This is a genomic window from Desulfovibrio sp. An276, assembly GCF_002159665.1.
Lineage (GTDB): Bacteria > Desulfobacterota > Desulfovibrionia > Desulfovibrionales > Desulfovibrionaceae > Desulfovibrio > Desulfovibrio faecigallinarum.
Genome location: NZ_NFJC01000005.1, coordinates 83132 through 109564, shown reverse-complemented (window position 1 = coordinate 109564; position 26433 = coordinate 83132). Strand labels below are relative to the sequence as shown.

Here is a 26433-nt window from a genome sequence, read left to right as displayed (position 1 = left end):
CTATTCCGCCTTGTGTTCTGGAGCGGGAGACGGGATTTGAACCCGCGACTTCAACCTTGGCAAGGTTGCACTCTACCACTGAGTTACTCCCGCTCAGTCGGTGCGAAAAGAGCTTCTACGCGAAGCCGGCCCTCTCGTCAAGCAAAATTTTTCATTTTTGGCAAACTTTTGTTGAAAAAGTGTCAAAAATGGCTTCACTGGCCGATTTTGGCACCAAATTTTTTCTGCACGCCTAGTTCATCTTGGGGCGGTTGTCGATCACACGGGTGGCCTTGCCACCGGAACGATCCAGGGAATGGGGTTCCATGAGGCGAATGCGGGCTGTCACGCCGCAGTATTCCTTGATATTGCCCTGCAGGCGCTTTTCGAGGGCCTGAAGGTCGCTGATGCGATCGTTGAAGAGCTGCTGCGTGATTTCCACCTGGACCTCGATAGTGTCGAGAGTGCCCTTGCGGTCCACAACAATAAGGTAGTTGGGGGAGAGGCCGGGGATTTCCATGAGCAGACTCTCGATCTGCTGCGGGAAGACGTTGACGCCGCGGATAATGAGCATGTCGTCCGTGCGGCCTGCAAGGCGGGTGAGACGCAGATGGGTGCGACCGCAGCGGCAGGGTGTGGTGTCAATGGAGGTGAGATCGCGGGTGCGATAGCGGATGAGCGGTGCGCCTTCCTTGGTGATGGTGGTGATGACAAGTTCGCCCACCTCGCCCTCGGGCAGGTTCTCGCCTGTCTCGGGATCGATGATTTCCGCGATAAAGTGGTCTTCCCACAGATGGATGCCGTTGTGTTCCATGCAGTCGATGGCAACACCGGGGCCCATGATTTCCGTGAGGCCGTAGATGTTGTGGGCGTCGATGCCCATCTTTTCTTCCATGGTGTGGCGCATGGTCTCGGACCAGGGCTCGCCACCGAAGATACCGATCTTCAGGGGCAGTTCCCTGAAGTCAATGCCTATCTCCATGGCGGATTCCCACAGATGCAGGGCAAAGGAGGGCGTGCAGGCAAGCACTGTCGCGCCAAGGTCGCGCAGAAGCTGGCCCTGGCGACGGGTGGCACCGCCCGAGGCTGGCACAACCATGGCACCGAGCTTCTGGGCGCCGTCGTGGGCTCCGAGGCCGCCGGTGAAGAGGCCGTAGCCGTAGGCCACGTGCACGATGTCCGTGGGTGTCACGCCGCTTGCGCACATGCAGCGGGCAACCAGTTCGGCCCAGTTGTCGAGATCGCGCTGCGTGTAGCCCATCACGATGGCCTGTCCTGTTGTACCGCTGGAAGCCTGGATGCGAGCCAGATTGGCCCTTGGCAGTGCGAAGAGGCCGTAGGGGTAGTTGTTGCGCAAATCCTGCTTTACGGTAAAGGGCAGTCTGCGCAGATCGTCCAGGGAACGAATGTCCTCGGGCTTCACGCCCATTTCGTCAAAGCGCTTCTTGTAGAAGGGGACATTCGCGTAGACGCGGCGGCACACATCCTGCAGCCTTTTCAGCTGCAATTTGGCCAGATCCTCCCTGGGGAGGGTTTCATTCTTGATGTCGAACAGCACGGCTTTACACCTCATTGCACATGGGATAAACTCGGAGGAGTTATGATTTGGAATTTTGCCTTGTTTTTCCATACTGATCAAGAGGGCACTACCCGACTGGCTGGAAAACAGGGCTCTTTTGTTCGCAACCCGCAACGGAAAAAAGCAATGCCCAATACACTCACAGCAAAACCCAAGAAATATTCCGAACTGCCCGCAGCCGAAAAGGCAGCGGATGTTATCACCTGGCTTGAGGAACACAAGGCAACGGATATCGAGAAAATCGATCTGACAGGCCGTGGCTCCTTTACGGACATCATGATCGTGGCCACGGCCAATTCCGTGCGCCATGCCCAGAGCCTTGCCAACGGTGTGAACCAGCTGTGCGGCGAAAAGAACTACGAGTTTTTGCGCATGGACGGCTACAATGTGGGCCAGTGGATCATAGTCGACTGCAACGATTTTGTGGTCAACGTCTTCTTGAAGGACACAAGGAGTCTCTACAAGCTTGAGGCCCTGTGGAGCGTGCCGCAAAGCCGCGAGGAACTGAAGGCCATGGCCGAACAGGCCGGAGAGCCCAAGGGAGAATAGGAATGAACCTCACCCCCACCCTGCTCCTCATCCTTGACGGATGGGGCATTGCCCCCGAAGGGCCGGGCAACGCGACATCCCTTGCCGCGACACCCAACATGGACGCTCTTTTTGCCAGCTGCCCCAATTCCCGCCTCACGGCCTCGGGCCGCGCAGTGGGTCTTCCCGAAGGGTATATGGGCAATTCCGAGGTGGGGCATCTCAACATCGGTGCAGGCCGCATTGTCTACCAGGACATGACCCGCATCGACGTTGCCATAGAGGACGGCTCCTTTGCGACAAACCCTGCCATAAGCGATCTTTTGCGCAAGACAAGGGAGAGCAAGGGGACCCTGCACCTTGTGGGCCTTCTCTCGGACGGCGGTGTGCACAGCCACATCAACCACCTCTTTGCCCTCTGCGACCTTGCCCACAAGGCTGGCGTGCCTGTCCTTGTCCACTGCCTTCTCGACGGCAGGGACACGCCCCCGGACAGCGCCATGGGCTACGTCAAGGCTCTCGAAGAGAAGCTTGCGCTGTACGACGACCAGGAAATTGCTGCCATCTACGGCCGCTTCTACGCCATGGACAGGGACAAGCGCTGGGAGCGCGTTTCCGAAGCCTTCAATCTCCTGGTCCACGGCAAGGGACCCAGGATCCTGGGTGCCGAAAAGGCATTGCAGGCGTCCTATGACGAAAAGGTCTTTGACGAATTCGTAAAGCCTGTCTGGGTGAGCGCAAAAGGCCCGGGTCTCAGGGACAACGACAGCGTCTTCTTCTTCAACTTCCGCGCGGATCGCATGCGCGAGATAGTGTCCGCCCTGACGGCGCAGGAGTTCGACGGCTTCGAGCGCGGGACCATTCCATCCTTAAGCGCTGTGGCCTCCATGACGAGCTACGATGCGACCCTCACCATCCCCGTGGCCTTCCCGGACCAGGATATCCCCAATGTCCTGGGACAGGTGGTGGCAAAGGCAGGCCTTAGCCAGCTGCGCCTTGCGGAAACGGAGAAGTACGCGCACGTGACCTACTTCTTCAACGGCGGCGTGGAAGAACCCTTTGCAAACGAGGACCGCATCCTTGTGCCTTCCCCGAGATCCGTGCCAACCTACGATCTGGCTCCTGCCATGAGCGCAGTCGAGGTGACGGACCGCTTTGTGGAAAAGTGGAGCGCAGGCACGTACGATCTGGTTGTCTGCAATCTTGCAAACGGAGATATGGTCGGCCACACGGGCATCATTCCGGCTGCAGTCAAGGCCTGCGAGACAGTGGACACTTGTGTCGGCCGCATGGTCGAGGCAGTGCGCGCTCGTCATGGCCGCATGATCCTCATTGCGGACCACGGCAACTGTGAGAAGATGCTGGACGAGGAAGGAAAGCCGCACACGGCTCACACCACCAATCCCGTGCCCTGCATCCTGCTCGATACGGAAAATCCCGGCCTCACGCTGAAGGACGGCAAGCTGGCTGACGTGGCTGTCACAATTCTGGACCTCTGGGGCCTTGCCATTCCGGAAGAGATGAATGGCACAAGCCTTGTGGAAAATTAGAACACCTGGGGGAGAAGACAATGCTGCAGCGCAAGAACGACCCGGTCTATCCGAGCGGCATGGATATCGCCATCCATTATGTATGCCCTCATTGCCTCAAGACCGTGCGCGTTCCTCCGACACCAAAGGAAGTGTCCATCAACTGCCCCTACTGCAAGGAGCGCTTTGCCCTGGTCCCCATTGACGACGCATCGGTAAAGTTCCTGCAGGTCATGACCCTTGGCGGCCTTGCCAACGTGCATCAGGACTACATCTGATAGCCTCCTGTAGCCTCCTGGCAGACATCATTCAGGAAATATCGGGGTACGGTTCATGCTGAGCCGTACCCCTTTTTGTTTGTCAAAAAATTTTGTCGCGCACATGAAAAAGAAAGACATGGCGGACAATTATTTTTATTCTCTCCACTATATTGATGTAAAAACACCAAAAAGAACGAGCATGTTCCGCAATTTTATTGAAAATTGCATACAGTGAACATGCTTTGACAAGCTTTTTCCAAAAATTCTCCTTCATCTTGCGCACAGCAGAAAGAGCTTGCCCAACCATGGCAGAAAAAAAGCTTGCTAAAAAAACTCCGTTTCGTGTATATGATGCAAATACCCTGCGTTTTCCTGAAACGGCACTGCAGCCACGAGCCTATGGGCCTGTCTGCGGGGCCTTTGTCCTTATCCCAAAAGAGGAGCGGGAAGATGCGGAACAAGACGCCCTGCGGGGCAAATTCACACTTTGGGGGAAGCAATTTTATGAAACGTCTTGTTACTCTTGTTCTGGCAGCAGGTCTTGTCCTTTCCGCTGCCAGCGGAGCTCAAGCCATCGAGTTCAAGGCCTCCGGCCAGTGGCTCATGGGATTCAACGCAGCTGACGGCAGCCTTGTGAACAAAACTCGCGGTCAGGACGGCAAAATGAAGAAGGCCAACAACGAGGATATCTTCTCTGCCGGCCAGCGCATCCGTCTGCAGTTGGACGCCATTGCCTCCGAGAGCCTTTCCGGTACGGTGTTCTTCGAAATCGGTGACACCACCTGGGGCCAGGCCAAAACCGGCGGCGCCCTTGGTGCCGACCAGACCATCATCGAACTCAAGCGCGCCTACATCGACTGGGCTGTGCCGAACACCGAACTCAAGGTGCGTATGGGCCTCCAGGGCCTTGCCATGCCCAATGCAGCCGGTGGCTCCGCTGTCCTGGACGATGACGTGGCTGCTGTCGTTGCCAGCTACCAGTTCAACGAGAACGTGGGCCTGACCCTGTCCTGGGCCCGCCCCTACAACGACAACTATACTGCCGGTGGAACCAGCCATCCCAACGACAAGAGCAACTACCTCGACAACATGGACCTCATCTCCCTGGCAGTGCCGCTGAAGTTCGAGGGCATCGAGGCCACTCCCTGGGTCATGTACGGCACCCTCGGCCAGAATGTGTTCCGCGGTGGCAAAAGCTACGGCAACGACAACTACCGCAACTTCTACACCACCAGCGGCTATGGCCCCGGCAATGGACGCTGGATGACCGACGAGGATGATTTCGTTCGCCGCAAGGCTACCACCTCCGCCTTCTGGGCAGGTCTGCCCGTGAAGCTCACCCTGTGGGATCCGCTGAACATCGAGTTCGACATCAACTACGGCTATGTGGAAAGCCAAGGGCGTGGCTGGATGACTGATTCCTACGGTCATGACAAGCGCTACAGCACCGAGCGCGAAGGCTGGCTGGCCAAGGCCCTGGTCGAGTACAAGATGGATTGGGGTACCCCCGGCATCCTCGGCTGGTACTCTTCCGGTGACGACGGCAATCCCGGCAATGGCTCCGAGCGCATGCCCAGCGTCTCCCCCTGCGGCAACTTCACCTCCTTCATGGGTGACGGCAACTGGGGTTGGGCAAGCTCCGGCAGAATCTATGACCGCAACCTCTCCTACGCAGGTACCTGGGGCGTTGGCCTGCAGGTGCGCGACATGAGCTTCCTTGAGGATCTCAAGCACACCTTCCGCGCTGTCTACTGGGGCGGTACCAACTCCCCCACCATGGCAAAGTACGCCAACAGCCCCTGGAGCTGGGGTTCCAACTACGAGGATGGTGATATTGGCGATGTTGAGCACTATCTCACCACCAACGACGGTATCCTCGAATTCAACCTTGTGAACTCCTACCAGATCTACGAAAACCTGGAAGTGAACCTGGAACTGGGCTACATGATCAACTTTATCGATCAGGACACCTGGAAGAGGTCCGCTGGCGGCAAATTGGGTGAAGCCTACGAAAAGCAGGACGCTTACAAGGCCCAGCTGATCTTCGCCTACACCTTCTAGTCTCCATGCGCAGTCGCTGACTGCACAAAACATTCGGGGCCATCAGATACACATCTGATGGCCCCCTTGCTTTTGTGGAATGTATTGCAGTCCGAGGGAAATTTTCCTGCTATCCGTACTTTCTGGCGAGCTCTTCCCAATAGTCCCTGCCCTTTTTCGTAAAACACAAAAAAAGAAGATCGCGAACTACTGCTGCAATGGACGTGGAGGATGCGCGGCTGTGGAACTTTTCCCGCATGGCAAGCCAGCTTGAAAAGCAGAATATCAGGGCAGTAACAAGATTGTGGAGGGTTGTCTCGGGGATCTCCTCGCGGATGTAGCCTTTCTTTCGCAGGATCTCAAAGCGCTTTTCGTAGATTGCGTAGCACAGCTCGTGGGAGCGCTCCATATTGTCGCGCAAAGAGGGAAGATCCTCTGCCAGGCGGAAGAGGCTGTTGAAATAGAAGGCCCGCTCAAGCATCTTCTGCTCCACCTGTTCTGCCAGAACATAGAGTTCCTCCAGAATGCCCTCGGGTGTGTCCGGCACTGAGCCTACTATGGCCAAAATCTCCCCTTGCGTGGAAATCTGCATGGCAAGGAGCAGATCCTCCTTCTGGGGATAGTGGTAGGTGAGATTGCCTACCGTAGTGCCTGCATGTTCGGCTATTGCCCTTAGGCTTACCTTCTCGTAGCCCTTTTCCCGGAAGAGCTCCCAGGCGCTTTCCAGTATCCGATCTTTAAGCTTTGACATGGCCCCACTCCTTTGTCCGTGACCATACACTTCTTTGCCCATCTGTGCAAAAGAGAACGTCTATCCCAATCCTGCAAAAACGGGGCGTCCGATGTCTGTCGGGCAAATGCCACAAATGCGAATGGCTATTGTTTTCTTGCCTCAATGGCAGGCCGCGTATATACTTTCCCTTGCCTTTTTGGCTTGTTTGCAAAAACGGCTTTTTGTCTTTCTCCCCCTTGTGTGCTATCCTTGAGCAAGACTCATCAGAAGGCTTTTTCAAGGACTGCACGAGACGCTTCCGGATAGCCATGAGCCATTTGAGGGAAGCGGACGCAGGACCTTTCTTGCGCAAGCGTTTCCACACTACAAACTTACTTCTCTAGTTCCCCCGGGGCACAATTGCTGCCCCCTCCATGGAGCAAGGATATATGCCCGCCCCACACTTTCTGGGAATCGACCTTGGGTCCATCACGGTCAAGGCTGTCCTGACCGACGCCCAGGGCGAGGTTCTCTTTCAAAAATATCAGCGCCATGGCTCTGCCTCGCGCCAGACTCTGGCAGACATACTGACAGAGCTGAACACACTCTACCCGGGCCTCACAGTCCAGGGAGCTGTCACAGGCTCGGCTGCCCTCAACCTCGCAACGATCCTGGGCCTCCCCTTTATCCAGGAGGTCATTGCCTCCTCGCGCATTATCGCAAAGGTGGCCCCCCAGACCGATGTTGCCATAGAGCTCGGCGGCGAGGACGCCAAGATCCTCTATTTCGGCAGAAGCATAGATCTGCGCATGAACGAGGCCTGTGCAGGCGGCACTGGCGCCTTCATAGACCAGATGGCAACCCTTCTGCACACGGACACTCTTGGCCTCAACGAACTGGCCTCAAGGGCCAAGACCATACACCCCATAGCCTCGCGCTGTGGCGTCTTTGCCAAGACGGACATGGTCTCCCTTCTGAACGAGGGTGTTTCGCGCGAGGATCTTGCCATTTCCGTTCTGCAGGCAGTTGTGGAGCAGACCATCAGCGGCCTTGCCTGCGGCCAGCCCATACGCGGAAACGTGGCCTTTCTTGGCGGACCCCTGCACTTTTTGCCGGAGCTTGTGAAACGCTTTGTGGCGACTCTGAAGCTGACACCGGAGCAGACCCTGACCTTCCCGGAAGGCCAGTTCATGGTGGCCCGTGGCGCAGCCCTCTCGGCCCAGGCCGAAGGTGGCGATCCCCTGCCAGTGACCACCCTGCTGGAACGCCTGGAATCGGCCCGCGACAAGATGGAGATAACCCAGGCACTGCCGCCCCTTTTCCGCGACGAGGCAGACTACGCGCAGTTTCGTGCCCGCCACGCCAAGGACGCCATACTGCAGGCCCCGCTGGAAACTGCCACTGGCGACCTCTTCCTTGGTGTTGACCTTGGCTCCACCACGGTCAAGAGCGTGCTCATTGACGAGAAGGGCACAGTCCTTGACCAGTCCTACAACCGCAACGACGGCGATCCTTTAAAGGCCCTCATCCCCTATCTCATAAATCTTCTCGAACGCATTCCCAAAACAGCACACCTTAGGGGCATAGGCACAACAGGCTATGGTGCAAATCTCGCAAAGGCAGCCCTGAACGCCCAGATTTCGGAAGTGGAGACAGTGGCGCATTTGAAGGCAGCCTGCTTCATGGAACCCGACTGCACCTATGTCATAGACATTGGCGGCCAGGACATGAAGTGCCTTGCAGTGCAGGACGGGGCTGTTGCGGACGTGCGCCTCAACGAGGCCTGCTCCTCCGGCTGCGGCGCATTCTTGCAGACCTTTGCCACAAGCCTTGGGATGTCCATGCCGGCTTTCGTGCAGGCAGCGCTCTTTGCCAAACACCCCGTGGACCTTGGTTCCCGCTGTACGGTGTTCATGAACTCCAAGGTCAAGCAGGCTCAAAAGGAAGGGGCGAGCGTCCCGGACATTGCCGCAGGACTTTGCTACTCTGTTGTGCGCAACGCACTCTACAAGGTCTTGCGCCTGCGCTCGCCAGAGGATCTTGGCGCGCACGTGCTCGTGCAGGGCGGATCCTTTCTGAACGACGCCCTCTTGCGCATCATGGAAACCATGCTTGAGCGCGAGGTGGTGCGCCCAAGCCTTTCCGGCCACATGGGAGCCTACGGCATTGCCCTGATGTGCTTGAAGCACAAGGATACCCTTGCCCCCTGCACACTCACGGCCCAGGATCTGCGCAACCTTTCCTTCAAGTCGAAGGCTGTGCTTTGCAGACACTGCGGCAACCACTGCCATCTGACCATCAACACCTTTTCCAACGGCCAGCGCCTTGTTTCCGGAAACCGCTGCGAGCGCGGCGGCGAGATCCGCGACAAGTCAAAGCCTGTCATGCCGTCCATCTACACCTGGAAGGAAAAGCGCCTCTTCGACTACACGCCCCTGCCCGAAAGCCAGGCCCCCCGCGGGCGCCTTGGCATTCCCAGGGTGCTCAACATGTACGAGCGCTACCCCTTCTGGTTCACGCTGTTCACGACCTTAGGCTATCGTGTGGAGCTTTCGCCTGTCTCCTCCAAGGCCATCTATTCCCTTGGCATCTCCTCCATGCCCTCGCAGACAGTGTGCTTCCCGGCAAAGCTTGCCCACGGGCATGTGAACTACCTCATAGAACAGAAGGTTCCCCACATCTTCTATCCCTGCATTCCCCGCGAGCGCATGGAAGGCAAGGAAGCCTTTGACTGCTACAGCTGCCCTGTTGTCTGCGGCTACCCGGAGGTTGTGCGCCTCAACACAGAGGAGCTTTTGCAGGGCAAGAGCAAGCTGCACACCCCCTATCTGAATCCCGAGGACATGTCCTCCATGGCAAGGACATTGGCCGAGGAATTCGACATCCCGAAGAGGGAGGTCAAAAAGGCCATAAAAAAGGCCATGGAGGCCCAGGCGGCCTACAGAAAGGATCTCAGGGATGAGGCCTCGCGCATTCTGGCAGAGGTGGAGGCAAAGGACGGCATAGGCATTGTCCTGTGCGGTCGCCCCTACCACGTGGATCCGCTTGTGCACCACGGCATCCCCAACCTCATCACCTCACTTGGGGCTGCGGTGTTGAGCGAAGACAGCATGGCTGCCCTCTTCGAGGATGCAGACGAGGAAACGCCCCTGCGCGTCGTGGATCAGTGGACCTTCCCCTCAAGGCTCTATCGGGCCGCCAGGGTCGTGGCAGCCATGGAGCATCTGGAACTGGTCCAGCTCACCTCCTTTGGCTGCGGCATAGACGCTGTTACCTCGGATCAGGTGGCAGAAATCCTGCATCGTGCAGGCAAGATGCACACCCTGCTCAAAATCGACGAGGGCCCGTCCCTTGGTGCTGCCCGCATACGCATAAGATCCCTGCTCGCCTCCATCGAGGAGCGCAGGAAGGAGCGCAGAAAGAAGAGGAAGCAGGAAGCAGATTCCTATCTTCTGAACCCGCCTGTGTTCACAAAGGACATGCGGGCAACCCACACCATCATAGCTCCGCAGATGTCGCCAGTGCACTTTGCCTTTGCGGAAAGCGTTTTTCGGGGTGCTGGCTACAAGTTCCATGTGCTGCCCACTGTCTCGAACGAGGATATCGAGACAGGTCTCAGATACGTGAACAACGACGCCTGCTATCCGGCCCAGGTGGTCATCGGCCAGCTTATCAACGCCCTGCAAAGCGGCGCAGTGGATCCGAAGCATTCTGCACTTCTGCTCTCGCAGACCTGCGGCCCCTGCAGAGCCACCAACTACCCAGGCCTTTTGAAGCGCGCCCTGAAGGAGGCAGGCTTTGACAACGTGCCTGCCCTGACACTCAGGAGCAAGACCGGTTCCTACCAGCCTGGCTTCACCTTCACGCGCGATCTCTTCAACAATACCTTCAGGGCCATACTCTACGGCGATATGGTGCAAAGGCTCTCGCAGCACACCTACACCTACGAGATCAACAAGGGAGACACGGACACCCTGATCAAAAAGTGGGTGGACGCCATAACCCGGGATTTCGCAGCTGGCAAAAGCCGCGATCTCGACGCAGACATGCAGGCCATGACCAGGGAGTTCGCAAGCATCCCCATGCACAAGGACAAGCGTCCGAGAGTGGGCATAGTGGGCGAAATCCTGCTCTGCTACCATCCTGATGCCAACCGCCACATCGCGGATCTCACAAGACAGGAAGGCGGCGAGCCGGTTCTCGCGGATATGGTGGATTTCTTCCTGTACTGCTTCTCGGATCCCATCTACCGCTGGCAGAGGCTGGGCGGCCAGGCCCTGCCTGCCTTCCTTGGCTGGTACTTCATCCAGAAGTTCGATCACATGCGCAATGCCTTGCGCAGGGCCCTGGCAGGCTCTCCCTTCCCGCAGGTGGCAAAGTTCAAGGATCTCTTTGCCAGCGCAGGAAAGCTCATCTCCCCTGGCTACCAGGCAGGCGAGGGGTGGCTCTTGTCCGCGGAACTTTTGAAGTTCATCTCCCAGGGAACGACCAACGCTCTGTGCCTGCAGCCCTTCGGCTGTCTGCCAAACCACGTGGTTGGCCGCGGCGTGTTCAAGGAAATCAAGCGCCTGTGCGCGGACGCCAACCTCATGGCCATGGACTACGAGGGCGGAAGCTCGGAGGCAAACCTTTTGAACCGTATAAAGCTCTTTATGTCCATGGCGCAGACTCCTGGACAGTAGCGCTAACAGACATTCGTCCTTGTGCAAGTAAAACAAGGTCCAAAGGGGTACGGATTTGCTCCGTACCCCTTTGCCTTTGCCCTGACGAAAACCACAACGAAAGGCCGCACTCCCAAAAGGGAAATGCGGCCTTGTTGTCAGAGTATCAAAAAGGCTTGCGACCTATCTCGGAGGCCTGGGCGGTCTCGGGCCACCTGGTCTTGGTCCGGGTCTCGGGCCACCTGGTCTCGGTCCGGGTCTGGGGCCTCCAGGCCGCGGTCCACCGGGTCTCGGGCCACCTGGTCTTGGTCCGGGTCTCGGGCCACCTGGTCTCGGTCCGGGTCTGGGGCCTCCAGGCCGCGGTCCGCCTGGCCTGGGTCCGGGTCTGCCTGGCCTTGGTCTTGGCCCGGGTCCTGGTCTGCCGGGCCTCGGTCTCGGTCCGGGCCCTGGTCTGCCGGGCCTTGGTCTTGGTCCAGGTCCGGGTCTGGGGCCGGGTCCTGGTCTGCCGGGTCTCGGTCCCGGTCTGGGGCCGGGGCGATGTCTCGGATCAGCGTGGGCATCGCCTGCCAGGAGGCTTCCGGCCATGGTTGCGCCGGTTGCGAAAAGCCCAATGAGCAACTTGCGTCTGGAAATCATAGATGACCCTCCTGTCGAGTGACAGAGTTATGGGTTTGTCTGTTTTCCTTGGGGTTTGTTAGGGAACAGTTTCCCCGCCTACCTGGGCCTGCGGCCCGGTTCGGGGTCGGGCTTGCCGTGCTGGCGCACAGCCGGCTTTGGCTGCGGCTTTGGCTTTGGCTGGGGACGGGGCTCATGCTTTTGCGGTCGAGGCGCCGGCCTTGCAGGAGCCGGCTTGTGCTGGGCAGGTTTTGACTGATGTCCCTTGGGGCCTGGGTCAGGCCTTGCGTGATCCCCTGGAGCGGCATGGGCCACACCACCCGTCAGCACCGTTCCGGCAGCCACAAGCGTAGCTGCGAAAAGACCTCTCAAAAGCGCTCTGCGTTCCAGCATGACATTCTCCTTGTCCCAAAAGCACCGTCGCACACAAACTCCTTGTGCCGCGGTGCAGGGTTTGTCATTCCCTACGAATACAGTAGCCTTTGCCTCAAAAAAAAGTCAAACACCACCCACCCCAAAAATCTGCAACCTTTTTGTTACAGCCTGCGATTGCACGCATATTTTTTGCAGCTTGCCATACGCCACGCTTTTGTTCACAATCTGCGCGCAAAAAAGCAACTCATTGTTTTCAGACAGGAAAAATCAGGTGGATACTTTAAGGCCCTACCAACAGCAGGCGGTGGATACCATCACTGCCCTTGCCCGCAAAAAACAGTTTCTGCTCCTGCAGGCCGCGACCGGTGCGGGCAAGACAGTCATGGCAACGAGCCTCATGCAGTACTACACGAACAACTGGGGCTTTCGCTGCCTTTTTCTGGCTCACAAGGCCATACTTGTGCGCCAGGCGCTCACGCGCATGCAGGCAAGCTTCGAGGACGCGGACTTTGACGTGGACTGCCTGTGCGCCTCTGTGCAAAAACCCGGACATGTGGAGAGCCTCATCATCGTGGCCTCCCCCCAGACACTTGCGCGGCGCCTAGACGATCTGCCAAGGATAGATATGGTCATCATAGACGAGTGCCACCGTGTGCCCCCGAAGGATCAGGGCTCGCTCTACAGGGACGTCATCGAGGCAGTCATAGCCAGGCGTCCCAATGCCCGCATTGTGGGCATCACGGCAACGCCCTGGCGCCTTGGGCAGACCTATATCTACGGCCCAGCAGCCTCGGAAGGTAGTGTCACATGGTGGGACAGCCTTGATGTGCACATCTCCATTGCCCATCTTCAGGAACAGGGCTGGCTTTGCCCCCTCACTGCCCTTGCCTGCAAGCCAGACGAGGACCTTGCGCAATTGCCAGTAGGCGCATCGGGGGACTTTCGCGAGGACGCCCTGGAAGAGACACTGTTAAAGCCCCTGCACCTTGGCAGTGCCGTAAAGGCCATCGAGACTCACGCAAAGGAGCGCAGGCACATAGCAGTCTTTTGCGTGAGCATAGCCCACGCAAGGGCCCTTGCACGGCGCTTTTGCGAGGCAGGCTTTGCGGCTTGCGCCATTGACAGCAAGGCAGGCCAGCAGACCAATCTTGAGGTCCTTCAGGACTTTGCCAATGGCAGGGTGCAGGTCCTCTGTTCCGTTGGCATGCTCACCGAAGGCTGGGACTGTCCGCAGACGGACTGCCTTCTCATGTGCAGGCCAACCCTCTCTCCTGCCCTCTACGTGCAGATGGTTGGCAGGGGACTCAGGATAGCCGAAGGAAAGACGGACTGCCTGTTGCTGGATCTGTCCGGAAACATCTACAGACACGGTTCCCCCAATGCCCCGCGCATACGCCTTGGGGGACAGCTTGTGGGAGACATTTCCGGTTTCTCTTCCCGAAACGAGGATGAGGAAGGCGACGAGACAAGGCGCTGCCCCTACTGCGAGGGCATCCTTCCCGATGTATCCGTCCTGCGCTGCCCGCAGTGTCAGGCCCCCTTCTACGACTTTGAGGAAAAGGGCAAGAGCTTTCGTGCAATCGACCTTGCGCGCCTGGAAAAACTGACTCTCAAGGGCGAGGCCGTGCGACAAAAGCGCCTTCAGGAGGACGCCCGCCTAAAAGCCGAGGAAAAGGCACAGAAAGAAGAAGCTGCCAGGGAGCGCGCAGAAATACGGCAGGGCCTTATCAACCAGGGCAAGCCCGTGACAGCTACTGTTGTGACCTACGGCTCTCCCCAGCCCTGGCAGATACGCACAGGGCCTGCCAAGGGAGCCCAGGTGCTCAAATTCGATCTGACCCTGCAGATTGCGGGCTATGGCAGAAGGCTGTTGCAGGTTATCCTCGATCCCGAGGGAGCCATGGGACGCAAATCGCGCACAACATGGTGGGCGCATACACAGACAAGGGAGTTTTGGTCCCTGTGCGGACAGGGGACCTTTCCTGGCACCAAGGCTGGCATTGTAGCCCGCTGGGCATTTGTGCGCATCCCGCCAGAACTGGTCGTAAAGCAGACAATGGGCGGTTTTCTCCAGGTGATCTGGAACCCTTCCAAACCCGGGAAAACGGACAAAGCCCAAAAAGCGGAAAAACCCGGCGCAGGGAGAAAGACAGCCAAGAAGGAAGGCTAGTGAATGTGAGGGGATGAGGAAACCTGCCCTTCTTGCACGCAAAATATTTCGCCTACCCCTCATATCCCTTCCAAGCGGCCAGTATGGCGCCTTGCGCGTCCTTTTCCCCATTTTTTGCGCATTTGGGGCTCTTGGCAGAACCCATGGGAGCAGCTAGAAGAAAGACATGCGAAGAAAGGCAAAAGCCGGGTTTCGTACCTGTCTTTGCCTATGGCTTTTTTGCAACTCTTGTGGAGAAATCCTATGGACAGACGCAGATTTCTTCTCGCGCTGTGTGCACTTGCGGGCTCAAGCCTTTTGAGCGCCTGTACACAGCCAGGTTATTACGGCGGCCATCGCCCTCCGCCTCCACCACCACCGCCGCGTCATAGAAGGCCACCACCGCCTCCACCGCGCAGAGGCCCAGGACCTAGACCAGGCCCGGGTCCAAGGCCAGGACCAAGGCCTGGGCCAGGACCAAGACCTGGGCCAGGTCCAAGGCCAGGACCAAGGCCTGGAGGACCTGGTCCCGGTGGAAGACCCGGTGGTCCGAGACCAGGTGGGCCAAGACCAGGCGGAGGTCCGCGTCCTGCGCCAAGGCCCAGCGGAGGCCATGGCAGACCTGGTCCCGGTGGCCCGGGTGGTCCAGGCGGCCATGGCGGCCCAAGACCACGCTAGGACATTTTGCCTGCCCGACTTTCTCGGGCAGGCCTTTTTTTGTGCCTTGGAGGGTTGCAGACGGATATTTGCCAAAATGCGCGCTGCGGACAAAGGGCAGGGAGAGAAGGGAGGAGCATAAGGTGGAGGCTGAGACGGAGGAGCAAATCCGCCTTGGGAAGGGAAAGAGAGGTTCTTCTTTTCGAAAACCTTTTTTCAGGCACTTAAGATTTCCCCGGGGATAGTCGAAAAGAAGTTTGAGAAGGCAGTCACTGTAACTGTCTTTGCACTTTTCTCCTCACCACATGTACTCACACGAATAAACGAGCGCGTCACCATGATTTCCAATGCTGCCTTCACAGAACTCAAGGATCTGCTCAAAAGCGGACAAACAGACCAGGCCAGGGATCTTTTGCTGGCTCTGCAGGCCGGCTATTTTACCCTCATGGAGGAAAACCGCCACCTGGGGCTGCGCGTGCAGACTCTGGAGCATCTGCTTGGAGCCGACCCGGAGCACAGGCTGCGCATGCAGGACAATCTGCTCATGCTGGACACGGACAAGGGCCAGTGCGGCCCCTTCTGCCCCATGTGCCACGCTGCAGACAAAAGCCTCATTCTGCTCGAAAAGGACAGGGACAAATGGCTCTGCCCCTCCTGCGAGGCGGAGTTTGCCAGGAAGGACAAAAGCCGCGATCTCGCAGTTGTTCTGCCCTTCAGAAAAACATGTGAAAAGCTTGGCCTCTGATCGGGCAAATACTCACACATGCACACTGTATGAAAGCCCTGCCTTCCCCTTGAGGAAGACAGGGCTTTCATTTTCGGACACTGGACCCTTGCCGCAGGAAGCGCTCTTTTTTCGTACTCTAGGCCTGGCCCCTGCCTTTTGCAGCAGAGCTTGCCCTGCGCACAAAATAGTGGCGGACGTAGGCCCTGAAGCTGTGCCTGTGCCGCACAACAAGGAAGACAGAGCCAATGGTCACGCAGCAGGCAGCAATGGTGCTCGTGGTAACTGTCTCGCCTGCCAGGGCCCAGCCAAGGAAGATGCCTATGACTGGCACAACATATTCGTAGGAGACTGCCAGGGAGACCGCGACGTGGGCCAAGAGCCACAAGTAACTCCAGTAGGCAATGAAGGAGCCCCCCACAACCATCCAGGCAAAGGCTGCCGCATTGGCAGCGTTGATGTTTTCCGGATGGAAGGTTGATGCCTCGCCCAGAAGAAGTCCCAGAAGAAAGCTTTCAACGCCGCCCAAAAAGAGGATGAGGCCAGTGCTTTGCAGCATGGACAGCTCCCTTGTGACCGGGACCTTCTTCATGATGAGGGAGCCGGAAACCCAGCCAAGGACAGCGCCCAGAAGGGAGATCACACCCCAGATGCTGGCACTTCCGCTGCTCTGCTCATGCCAGGACAGAAAGATGACGCCGCAGGCGCCCGTGATCATGCCTATGCACTGCGGAAGGTTCGGGGGCTTTTCTCCTGCAAAGAGAAAGGCACCAATAAGCATGAAGATGGGCGTCGAGCTCATGATGACAGCCGTGGCCACAGAGGTGACCATGGTCTGACCGAGAACAAGCAGACCACCCGAGGCCACCACAAGCAAAACAGCCAACAGGGAGTGCATACCCCAGTCTCTGGGCGAAATCCTGCGCCAGGAGCCTCTGCTCAGTCTGGCACAGGCCAGCATGAGCATGCCTGCCAGAATGTTGCGCACGCCGCAGACAACAAAGGGGCCTGCCACTTCCAGGCTCAGCTTGTTGCCAAGATAGACCGTGCCCCAGGAGATGTAGACCATGAAAAGCACGAAGAGAACGACATGGGTGGGAGGAGTGTTGGTTGCCTTCATAGTTATATGGAGAGCTTGGAGGTTGCCGGCAACAAGCCTTGCAGGATTTTGCCGGAGAGGCTGTTTTTCGTACAGGAAAGAAAAGGCCCGATTTCTCAGGCCTTCTTGTGTCAAATTGCAAAAGCTTGCAAGAATTTTTTCAGTTCCCGGGTATTGTCCCTAGGCATTTGTTGTGGGCGTGGGGCTGGCTGTTGCATCAATGGTCAGCTGCTTGATGTCCAGCTCCTTCTTCTTCTTGCGCTCTTCCTCGAAGGCCTTCTTGCGGGCCTCGTAGCCGGACCTGAATTTCTCAAGCAGTGCCGGGCGCTCTTCCACTGGCGAGTGGGCAAGCTGACGGAGCTGACTGATCATCTGCAGCTGTTCGCTCTGCATGGAGCGTACACGCCACTGCGCGCGCACTGCCCTGGCACTCATGCGGACCCTGTCCCACATGAGGAGCAGGAAACAGCATACGATGCCAAGCAAAAAGGCCGCGATGACAACAAAGTAAAACGGCAGGGTCACGGTGGAAGTGGACGGCACAAGCATGAGATTCAGCTGCAGGGCAACGTCCTTGGAAAGCGGCACCTGGTTCTGGCACAGGAACACCATGGCCAGGAAGAAGAACACCACCATAGCCAGTGCTTTGATATACTGCATAACTCTCCCCTCATCCAAAGCGGGTTGGGGCCTTGGCCCCAAAAATTTTGCTGGCCCATTAGAGCACAGGGAAGGACATTATGCAACAAATTGCCATGGCCCGACTCTTGCATGAAATATGGGACAAGGGGCCTCTCCTTCGCACTATTGGGCCAATCCGGGCAGGATCAAGGCATTTCCCTTTTCCTTGCCCTGTATCTGCGCTATGAAAAATGTATCCATCGCAAACAACAGGAAGGCACATGTCCATACCGAAAGCATATCTTCTGCCACTTTTGTCTCTTCTTTTCTTGCTCTCTTTCCTGCAGTGCACTTTTGCTGCGGACGGAAGCTTTGCGGCTGGCCCAAGGGATGCGGATCTGCCCTTTGAAGAGGTGAAGACGCAACAGCCAACAGAAAACAGGGGCACAGACAGCGTACAGATCGTGACAGATGCCACAAGATGGCTGCACGAGGCCATACGCAGATCCAGCAGCAGGGAAATACAGGCAGCCATCAACGAGGGCGCTGAGCTCACGGAAGAATGCCTGTGGCTTGCGGCCGTGCACACGGATTCGGGCATTCTGGACTATCTTTTGAAACAGGCAGGCCTCTCGGTCCAGGCAAAATTCACCCTGGGCGCCCTCCCGGGCCCCGGGCAGGACACAAGCGAGCTTGGCAGTGCCTTGAGGCGCAGGCTCCTTGGGCTTTTCACAAGCGACGGCCACCAGAGCGAATACCTGCAGGGTGTCACTCTTCTGCATTTTGCAGCACTTGTGGGCAATACGGATACGGCACGCTACCTTCTGCACGCCAAGGCAGATCCCAATGCCGCCATGAACAATGGGCAAACACCCATGCTGGTTGCCTTTTCCGCCTGGCTGCACACCTGGAATCCCATGCATGTGACGCCCACAGCCATAAAGCACATCAGCAAAACCAGCAACTACCCCGGCTTCATCTACACCTTGCTGGATCACGGGGCACGCTACGAACAGCTGGAAAACCTGCTCGAGAAAAAACGGGACGTTCTTGAGCGCTATGTGGTCTCTCTGGCCCAGAACTTTGCCGTACCCATGAAGGACGGTTCCCTAAAAACCCTGGAAAGCCTGCTCGAAGGCCTTTGTACCAACACGGCCTGGGGTCTTCTTGATCAGCATCTTTTCGTGCGCGAATACCCCAACTACTGCAACATCAAGGTCATCTTCCTTGGACGCCTCAAAAGCGACGGAACATCCATCTGCTTTCCCTTCGGCTTTGTGGACGATCGCTTTGTCATGCCTGGCGACAGCGCAGCCAGGGACGTGATCATCTGGCACAATGGCAAAACCTATTCCAGTGTGGAGAGCCTGCGCTTTTTAGACAGTATGGGCATTGACCTTGGCAAAAAGGAGTTCTGGGACAACATGGACGCACAATTCGATCCCTTCTAAATAGCCTTCTTCACCTTCTGCTCCGGCTCCGTAACGAAAACCTTTCTGCACGTATCTTGCACAACAAAGGCCCCCTTGAAGGGGGCCTTTCCTTTTCCGGGATACTTCCTGGGCTTTCAGCCCCTGGCAGAATGTCTAGCGCAGGATCTGCAGACCTTCGGCGTCGAATTCATTGGGCTTGAAGGTTTCGGTGTCCACTTCGCCGCAGATGCGAATCTTGGTCTCGGGGGTCACTTCCTGGCCTGCAAAGACCTTGTCCTCGATCTCGATGACCATACTGCCGGTTGCGTCCTTAAAGGTGTACTTTTCGTGGTCGGTCATGACCTTGTTCACAATGTTGCCTGTCATGCACACGTGTTCGCGGTCGAGCTTCAAGGAGAGAACATCGCTGACTGTCATGTTGTTTGCGGAATCCGGGGTGGCTGCAGGGCCCTGGAAGGCTGCTTCGGCGACAACGGGGGAAAGGGCGATACCGGCTGCGAGAGCGATGGTGGCGATGGTCTTCATGGAATACTCCTTCATTGGTTTGCAGTGCTGTTTTTTGAAGTACTGGTTTGCGATGAAAATGTTGATGGCTTGCGCCTTGTCTGTTGGTCCAGAATTGTTGTTGATGGGGCTGAGAAAACCTTGCGGTGCCCTGTTTCACTGCTCCATTCACTGTTCCGAATCATTGTATGGACGCACTCTGGCTCAGGTGCCGTGAAAAAAATGTTAAGAGTCGGGCCCCAAGACAGTTTTTTTCCAAAAAACTTTTCCGTTCGCTCACCCTGCTCTTCACCATACTCCCGAAGGCCCTCTTGTGCATATCCTACAGGGGTTGCCCAAACGAGAAAAACTGCCCTCCCCCTGCCTCTCCGCAAAAGAAGAGCGGCAAACCTTTTGTATATATTGCCGGGAACTTGACTTTTTTGGGAATTTGGGCAGACTGCAACCATGCTACTTGCTACGCACGAAGGAGGGCTGGCATGACTAAGAAAATCAGGCGTAAACCAATTCCGGTCAAGACCGGACACACTCTGGTCAAGGCGGACATTGTGGACAACGTCAGGGAAGCCACAGGGCTCACGGTTGACGAGGCCAAGAGGGGCGTTGAGGGTCTGATCTCCCTGCTCAAGCGCGGCCTTGTGGAAGACGGAGCCGTTCTCATCTCCAGCTTTGGCAAGTTCGAGGCAAGACTCAAGAAACCGCGTCCTGGCCGCAACCCCAAGACTGGCGAAAAGATGACTCTTTCCGAACGCGTGGTTGCCACATTCAAGCTTTCCCGCAAGCTCCGCTCCCAGCTCAACGACCAGATGCCGGAAGCAGACGCCTAAAGATTGCCAGATTCATATTGTCGCAAAGAGCATGGAACATTCCATGCTCTTTTTTTGTCTCTCAAAAAAACATATGCAAAAAGGGGATCCCCGATATGGAGATCCCCTTTGTCATGAGGAAGGAAAACAGTCTAGCTACACGATTCTTGCCGGATTAGGAGAGAGTTTGACTAGAAGGTGTAGGCAAAGATGAGCTGGGCCTTCCAGGCGTCCTGCTTTTCATAGGCCGCATAGGTATCGTGACCGGCCTTCTTCCATGTATCCTGATCGAAGAAGTTCACCATATAGCCGAGTTCGAGATTGATCTCGAAATTCTCGTACATCTGGTAGGAGTTGATAAGGTTGAATTCGAGCAGGCCATCGTTCCTGGTCAGATAGAGACCATCGGAAATAGCGAAGTCGCCCTGATTGTTCCAGGCAGTAGGATCATTGGCGTACTTTGCCATCTCGGGAGAGTTGGTGCCGCCCCAGTAGGCAACGCGGAATGTGTGGGTCAGATCCTCAAGGAAGCTCATCTCCTTCAACTGCAGGCCAATGCCCCAGGTACCAGCGTAGTTCAGGGTGCTGTCGTACAAGCAGCTGTTGGAGGCCCAGCCGAAGTTGTCGTCGCCCATCATGGAGGTGAAGTTGCCCTTGGCCTCGATGGCAGGCAGGCGTTCTGAGCCGTTCTTCACATTGCTGTCGTCACCAGAGGCATACCAGCCAAAGATGCCGGGGGTACCCCAATCCATCTTGTATTCGATCAACGCCTTGGCCAGCCAGCCTTCACGCTTGGAATCAATGCGCTTCCAAGTACCGTCGGAACGTTTGATGTCTCCGCGACCAGCGCTTTGCACGTAGCCGTAGTTGAGGTCAACCTCGATGTTCAGCGGATCCCACAGGGAAAGCTTGAAGGGCAGGCCAGCCCAGAAGGCGGAGGTATTGGCATGGCGGCGCTCGAAGTCAATTGGATGACCAAGGCCAGAATTTACTGAGAAAAGATCAGTCGATCCTGTATATACCGGATCTTCACCGTCTAACTCATAGGAGCGACCAGCATTCTGGCCGATGATGCCGTACATGACCCAGGGGGTCACTTCAATGCCGTCAAAGGTGATCGGCACGGACAGGGCAATCAGATCAACATTGTCAAGGAAATTGTTCTTGTTGTTGCTGTGATCAGCACCCCAGGCAGAATAGTTGTCATTGTAGGGACGGCCCCACATGAGGGTGGCGCCCACGTTCTCGTTGAACTGATAGTTCAGGGTCACGGCAGCCAGGGCATCCGTGTTCAGGATGCTGGAACCGCCGGCCACGTTGGGCATCTCGATGGGCTGAAGGCCCATGCGAACCTTCAGATCCGTGTTCGGCACTGCCCAGTCGATGTAGGCATTGAGCACGCCCACGATCTTTTCGTCAGCACCAAGGGCGCCGCCGGATTCGGCCTGACCCCAGGTAGATTCAAGCAGCTCGAAGAGCACTGTGCCGGACAGGTTCTCGGAGGCCACTGCGTCGAGTTGCAGACGCACACGCTGCATGGCGCTGAACTTGTCGTCGTTGTTGTACTTGCTCTTGCTTGTTGCACGATTCTCACGAGCTTTGTTGATCATGCTTGCATCGCCAGCACCAAAGCCCATCAGCCATTCGCCCTGGGCCTTGAATTCAATGGCGTTTGCAGAAGGAACTGTTCCGGCAAAAAAGAGACCGGCAGCCAGAATCAGAGTCATTAACTTTTTCATTTTTATGAAACCCCAAAATGAAAAATCTGTGTATTGATGAAATTTCGCCTTGTTTGCAAGGGGGCGGGCAGCTTCCAATACCCCGCCCCCAAGGCGTTATGCCGCAAAGAAGAAGTTCTTGCCGAGATGGTAGGCAATGGTTGCCACAGTAAAGGCAAGGGCCGTGTTGAAGACCATGCTGAAGATGAGCCATCCCCAGCTACCGGCTTCGGACTTTATGACAACAAGGGCCACGAAGCAGGGGGAGTACATGAGCACAAAGAGGATGAGGGAGAGCGCTGCGGCCTTGTCAAAGCCGGGATCCTGCTTCATGCGCTCGCCAAGGGGAGCTGCGTCCTCGGGATCCTGTTCGCCCATGGAGTAGGCTGTACCAAGGGTAGATACAACGGCTTCCTTGGCTGCCACGCCGGCCACAAGGGCGATGTTGGTACGCCAGCCAAAGCCGGCAACGAGGGTGTAGGGCTCAAGGGCAGTACCGATACGGCCAGCATAGGTGTAGCGGAGCTCTTCTTCTGCCAATTCGTTCTGAGCGTTGGTCAGCTGTTCCTCGGCTCCCTTGTAGGCAGCAATGGCTGCTGCAAGCTCGGGAGACTGTGCTTCTGCTGCAGGAGCCGCAGCCTCTTCACCCTCTTCTTCCTCTGCGGGAACCGTGCCGCCCAGGCTTTCGATGGTGGCCTTGGCACTGGCTATGGTTTCCTCAATCTGGGCGATCTTGTCGTTGAAGGGCTTGGCCATGTCATCGGGCAGGGACGGATAGGTCAGGGCTGCCCAGACAACGATGGAGATGGCAAGGATAACGGTACCGGCCTTTTTCAGATACATCCAGGTACGCTCCCACATGTGGAGCAGGATGGCGAAAATGGTGGGCAGGCGGTAGGGGGGCAGCTCCATGACGAAGGGAGTGGAGTCGCCCTTGATGATGGTGTGGCGCAGAAGAAGGGCCACAAAGAGAGCGGAGAGCCAGCCGGCCACAAGAACCATGAAGAAGGCGAAGGCCGGATTTTCGGGGAAGAAGGCTGCAATGAGGAGCAAGAAGACCGGAACCTTTGCGCCGCAGGCCATGTAGGGCAGGGTCAGCAGGGTTGCCAGCTTTTCCTTGGGGCTGCGCAGGGTTCTGGTAGCCATGGCTCCGGGGATGGCGCAACCGCCCGCAATGCCGCCGGCGATGATGTAGGGCATGACAGAGGCGCCGTGCAGGCCGAACATACGGAAGATGCGGTCCATCATGTAGGAGATGCGGGCCATGTAGCCGCTGTCCTCGATGAAGGCTATGAGGGCGAACATGATGGCGATAAGCGGCACAAAGCTGATAACGCCGCCGACACCGCCGATGATGCCGTCAACAATGAGGGACTTCAGAGCACCATCTTCCATGGCACCGTCGACTATGCCGCCCAGCCAGCCAAAGAATTCTTCGACCCAGCCCTGGGGATAGGCGCCATATTCTATGGTTATGTAGAACATGGCGTAGAGCACGGCAATCATGATGATGGGACCAAGGAAGACGTTGGTCAGAACCTTGTCCAGCTTGTCGGAGAGGGCCAGGCGATCCTTGCCGGGATCCTGCTTTACCACGTCCTTCAGAAGGCCGTTGATGTAGCCGTAGCGGGCGTCCGTAATCACGGACTCGCAGGAGGCATGGCGCACTTCGCGCACGCGCTTTTCCGTCTCCGCGCAGATTTCGAGAATTTCGTCAGCTATGTCCCCATGGGTTTCGCGGAAGGTCTTGATGACCTCCTGGTCGCCTTCGATAAGCTTTATGGCGGTCCAGTGGGGATGATAGAGGTTGGTCAGAGCCTTTTCCCTGGCAAGGCGCTCTTCCAGGGGACCAAGGACGGGATCGATCTCGGGTCCGTAGCTGATGCGCAAAGGCTCCATGCGCCCCTTTTCACCCAGAGCCACTGCCTTGCGCAGGATTTCCTGGGCGCCCTCGCCGCTGCGGGCAACGAGCGGCATGCAGGGGGTGCCTTCCAGATGCTGGGACAGGCGCTTCATGTCGATGTGCACGCCAGCCTTTCTGGCCTCGTCCATCATGTTGCAGGCAAGAACGACGGGCATGCCCATTTCCATGATCTGCACAGTCAAAAGCATGCTGCGCTTCAAGGCAGAGGCATCGGCGATGTCGATGACCGCGTCCACCATGCCAAAGGAAAGTTCGCTTCTGGCAACCAGCTCTTCCTGCGAATAGGCTGTCAGGGAATAGGTTCCGGGGATGTCCACGATGGTGACTGGCTTGCCCCCCACATGAACATTGCCTTCCTTGCGATCAACAGTCACACCAGGGTAGTTGCCCACATGCTGACGGGCACCCGTGTAGGTGTTGAACAGCGTTGTCTTGCCGCAGTTCGGATTGCCGGCAAGAGCGATACGCAGCTCACTCTTGCTGGAAACAGAATTCCTGGTTACCTCGTTTTCTGCTTCCATGGCTTTGTTTTCCTGACTGCAGCAGCATTCAGTTGCCATAACTCCTCCCAAAATCATCCTTTATTTCGTCCTTTCCCACGAGCCGAAAAAAGGAATTTTAATGTCGTTTTCATCCAGACAAACCCTTTTCGGACAACAAAAGGTGCACCACAGGACATTGTCCTTTTGCGCACCCCAAAGCTCACAACATCAGGGCTCGATTGCCAGGGACCAGCCGGATGACAAATTTTGTAGCGCTCTTGTAATTGAACTTCATTTTCATTGTCAACCGTAATGGGTTAAATTTTTTGAATTTTGTCACAAAGCTTTTTCTCTTTTTTGGCGCAAATATCCCGGGACTCGCGCAAAAAACTTTTTTTTGCCAAAGGGATTTTCTGTACTCTGATCGAAGGCGGCCCGTGACAGGATGGTGGCTCTTCCCTGTCCATCAGATACTGGCAGGGCAACAAAAAGCCCCTCGTGGTCCATACATGATCACGCGAGGGGCTTGTACTTTCAGGTGCGGGCAGGATCATTGCAAGGCAACGCCCCGCATGTGGGAAATGCAGCTTGCCTAGGCTCCCTGCTTGCGCTCCCACAGACGCATGTCCAGCATCTTCTTGCGGCGCGTGCGCACCAAGGATTTGGCGGCAAGGGACACGTCCTTCTTCAGACCCCACTTTTCCTTGTAGCTTTCAGTGGTGAGGCCGTGGCTCTTGAGGTGACGGTTGCCGATTACCTTGTATTTCTTGCCACACTCAAGGCAGGTTACGTAGCTTTCGCCAATGGAGCTTTTGGGATCCACTGCAGGGCTGGGCTTTGCCTCCTCGGGGTTCATGACGTTTCCAAGCGTCTGCACCAGCTCGCTGACATAGGATGCAATTTCTGCTGCAGTCATGGGGCGCACGCCTGCTTGTGCACGAGCAATTTCAATGGCCTGTTGCATGATGTCCGTGTTCGCCACGTTGATTCCCTCCCTGAAAAAACTGAAATAATGGCTGTTTTGATACCTTATATAATCATTGTTTTGTTCTCTTGTCCAGCCAAACTTTCACTTTTTCCCCATGTGAAGTCCATTGCTTGTATTTCTTGCAAACAAAAAGCCAAAAGCTTCCCCAAACCTCGCTATTGGCATGCTCTGCTTCCCCCTTCAAAGCCTTTTTTGCCCCTTCAGTTGTGGCAGTGAAATCTCTCCCATGTTTAGTGAAACAATAGAGCATGCTCCCCAAAGCATGGCTCAGGGCAGTGCTTGTACAGTCCTTTTGCCTTTCTTGAGGGCACAACCTTTTTTGGCTATCTTGCCCTTCCCGCCTTCGGACAATCTCCCGAAGGCTTTTGGAGGCACGCATGGAGAACTTTCCTTCCCTTGTCATTGATCCAGCCCTTGCAACTCTTTGGCCCAACACGGCCCTGGGGCTTATGGGCCTTGAGGCAAGGGTATTTGCAGACACTTCCTCCATCTGGGAGGAATTTGAACGGAAGACTGGGCCCCAATTGCGGAAGGATCTTTCCACCATTCCCCTTGCGCAAATGCCAGGCATCGGGGAGGCCAGATCCGCCTTCAAGGCCTTTGGCACCGACCCCGGCCGCTATCGCGTCTCCTCTGAGGCTCTTTACCGCAGATTGCGCCAGGGCAAGGACATCTATCGCATCAACTCCCTGGTCGATACAAACAACGTCCTCTCCCTCCAGTGCGGTCATTCCTGCGGGATTTACGACGCAGCCGCCATTGCCGGAAACGTTGTCTTGAGGCTTGGCCTTGAGGGGGAAACCTATCAGGGCCTTGGCAAGGGCAGCCTGCCCTTGCAAAACATGCCCCTGCTCTCGGACGATGCAGGCCCCTTCGGAAGCCCTGTGAGCGACAGCAACCGCACCATGGTGACCCAGGACACAAGAAGGGCCCTCCTTGTTGTCTACGCGTTTTGCGGAAAAGACTCTCTCGCACCTCTCCTTGAAAAGGCAGGAGCTCTCTTTGCAAGGCTTGCCGGGGCAAGAATTCTCTATACCACCATCATCTGAT

General features: G+C 56.7%; 20 protein-coding genes and 1 tRNA gene. 10 read left to right on the top strand and 11 right to left on the bottom strand.

Annotation, left to right across the window (positions count from 1 at the left end; genetic code table 11):
* Positions 1-18: 18 nt before the first annotated feature.
* Both B5F76_RS04385 and B5F76_RS04380 read right to left on the bottom strand, forming a co-directional pair.
* Positions 19-93 (bottom strand) — tRNA-Gly (locus tag B5F76_RS04385).
* A gap of 139 nt (positions 94-232) precedes the next feature.
* Positions 233-1537, bottom strand: coding sequence for a phenylacetate--CoA ligase family protein (locus B5F76_RS04380; protein WP_087351663.1), 1305 nt, complete (start codon positions 1535-1537; stop codon positions 233-235).
* A 147-nt stretch (positions 1538-1684) separates the two neighbouring features.
* On the opposite strand from B5F76_RS04380, the gene rsfS reads away from it, so the two are divergent.
* The 4 genes from rsfS to B5F76_RS04355 all read left to right on the top strand — a co-directional run bounded on the left by rsfS (position 1685) and on the right by B5F76_RS04355 (position 5936).
* Positions 1685-2107 carry a ribosome silencing factor gene (gene rsfS, locus B5F76_RS04375; protein WP_087351660.1) on the top strand — a complete coding sequence of 141 codons (423 nt, stop codon included), beginning with the start codon at positions 1685-1687 and terminating at the stop codon, positions 2105-2107.
* Between the two features lie 2 nt (positions 2108-2109).
* Entirely contained in the window at positions 2110-3636 is a 1527-nt protein-coding gene (gene gpmI / locus B5F76_RS04370; protein WP_087351657.1) for a 2,3-bisphosphoglycerate-independent phosphoglycerate mutase, read from the top strand.
* Between the two features lie 20 nt (positions 3637-3656).
* Positions 3657-3893 carry a hypothetical protein gene (locus B5F76_RS04365; RefSeq protein ID WP_087351655.1) on the top strand — a complete coding sequence of 79 codons (237 nt, stop codon included), beginning with the start codon at positions 3657-3659 and terminating at the stop codon, positions 3891-3893.
* Between the two features lie 486 nt (positions 3894-4379).
* Positions 4380-5936, top strand: coding sequence for an outer membrane homotrimeric porin (locus B5F76_RS04355; RefSeq protein WP_087351683.1), 1557 nt, complete (start codon positions 4380-4382; stop codon positions 5934-5936).
* Between the two features lie 109 nt (positions 5937-6045).
* Here B5F76_RS04355 and B5F76_RS04350 read toward each other — a convergent pair whose 3' ends face one another.
* Positions 6046-6666: a TetR/AcrR family transcriptional regulator gene (locus B5F76_RS04350; RefSeq protein ID WP_162608679.1), complete on the bottom strand. Its 621-nt coding sequence runs from the start codon at positions 6664-6666 to the stop codon at positions 6046-6048.
* Positions 6667-7076: 410 nt separating this feature from the next.
* On the opposite strand from B5F76_RS04350, the gene B5F76_RS04345 reads away from it, so the two are divergent.
* The gene (locus B5F76_RS04345; RefSeq protein WP_087351650.1) at positions 7077-11309 is read left to right on the top strand and encodes an acyl-CoA dehydratase activase-related protein; all 4233 of its coding nucleotides are present in this window, start codon (positions 7077-7079) and stop codon (positions 11307-11309) included.
* A 693-nt stretch (positions 11310-12002) separates the two neighbouring features.
* Here the strand turns inward: B5F76_RS04345 and B5F76_RS04335 are convergent.
* Positions 12003-12296, bottom strand: coding sequence for a hypothetical protein (locus B5F76_RS04335; protein ID WP_087351648.1), 294 nt, complete (start codon positions 12294-12296; stop codon positions 12003-12005).
* 253 nt (positions 12297-12549) lie between these two features.
* On the opposite strand from B5F76_RS04335, the gene B5F76_RS04330 reads away from it, so the two are divergent.
* Positions 12550-14448 carry a DEAD/DEAH box helicase gene (locus B5F76_RS04330; RefSeq protein WP_162608678.1) on the top strand — a complete coding sequence of 633 codons (1899 nt, stop codon included), beginning with the start codon at positions 12550-12552 and terminating at the stop codon, positions 14446-14448.
* A 973-nt stretch (positions 14449-15421) separates the two neighbouring features.
* Positions 15422-15829, top strand: coding sequence for a hypothetical protein (locus B5F76_RS04320; protein WP_087351644.1), 408 nt, complete (start codon positions 15422-15424; stop codon positions 15827-15829).
* A gap of 118 nt (positions 15830-15947) precedes the next feature.
* Here the strand turns inward: B5F76_RS04320 and B5F76_RS04315 are convergent, their stop codons facing one another.
* Both B5F76_RS04315 and B5F76_RS04310 read right to left on the bottom strand, forming a co-directional pair.
* On the bottom strand, positions 15948-16928 hold the full coding sequence (locus B5F76_RS04315; protein ID WP_144268385.1) for a DMT family transporter: 981 nt from the start codon (positions 16926-16928) through the stop codon (positions 15948-15950).
* A gap of 159 nt (positions 16929-17087) precedes the next feature.
* A complete protein-coding gene (locus tag B5F76_RS04310; RefSeq protein WP_087351639.1) occupies positions 17088-17567 on the bottom strand; it encodes a lipopolysaccharide assembly protein LapA domain-containing protein in 480 nt (159 codons plus the stop codon).
* Positions 17568-17809: 242 nt separating this feature from the next.
* On the opposite strand from B5F76_RS04310, the gene B5F76_RS04305 reads away from it, so the two are divergent.
* Positions 17810-18979 (top strand): ankyrin repeat domain-containing protein, encoded by a 1170-nt coding sequence (locus B5F76_RS04305; protein WP_087351637.1) that lies wholly within the window; start codon positions 17810-17812, stop codon positions 18977-18979.
* Between the two features lie 135 nt (positions 18980-19114).
* Here the strand turns inward: B5F76_RS04305 and B5F76_RS04300 are convergent, their stop codons facing one another.
* Positions 19115-19486, bottom strand: a complete 372-nt coding sequence (locus tag B5F76_RS04300; RefSeq protein WP_162608677.1) for a YgiW/YdeI family stress tolerance OB fold protein — start codon at positions 19484-19486, stop codon at positions 19115-19117.
* A 458-nt stretch (positions 19487-19944) separates the two neighbouring features.
* On the opposite strand from B5F76_RS04300, the gene B5F76_RS04295 reads away from it, so the two are divergent.
* Positions 19945-20292, top strand: a complete 348-nt coding sequence (locus B5F76_RS04295; protein ID WP_087351633.1) for an HU family DNA-binding protein — start codon at positions 19945-19947, stop codon at positions 20290-20292.
* 170 nt (positions 20293-20462) lie between these two features.
* Here B5F76_RS04295 and B5F76_RS04290 read toward each other — a convergent pair whose 3' ends face one another.
* From B5F76_RS04290 to B5F76_RS04275, 4 genes are all read right to left on the bottom strand, one after another.
* Positions 20463-22010 (bottom strand): outer membrane homotrimeric porin, encoded by a 1548-nt coding sequence (locus tag B5F76_RS04290; RefSeq protein ID WP_087351681.1) that lies wholly within the window; start codon positions 22008-22010, stop codon positions 20463-20465.
* Between the two features lie 96 nt (positions 22011-22106).
* A complete protein-coding gene (gene feoB / locus B5F76_RS04285; protein WP_087351679.1) occupies positions 22107-24434 on the bottom strand; it encodes a ferrous iron transport protein B in 2328 nt (775 codons plus the stop codon).
* 553 nt (positions 24435-24987) lie between these two features.
* Positions 24988-25377, bottom strand: coding sequence for a MucR family transcriptional regulator (locus B5F76_RS04280; RefSeq protein WP_342633802.1), 390 nt, complete (start codon positions 25375-25377; stop codon positions 24988-24990).
* A 55-nt stretch (positions 25378-25432) separates the two neighbouring features.
* The gene (locus B5F76_RS04275) at positions 25433-25762 is read right to left on the bottom strand and encodes a hypothetical protein (protein WP_087351630.1); all 330 of its coding nucleotides are present in this window, start codon (positions 25760-25762) and stop codon (positions 25433-25435) included.
* Here B5F76_RS04275 and B5F76_RS04270 point away from each other — a divergent pair.
* Entirely contained in the window at positions 25761-26432 is a 672-nt protein-coding gene (locus tag B5F76_RS04270; RefSeq protein WP_087351627.1) for a B3/B4 domain-containing protein, read from the top strand. The genes B5F76_RS04275 and B5F76_RS04270 overlap by 2 nt on opposite strands.
* Position 26433: the final 1 nt, after the last annotated feature.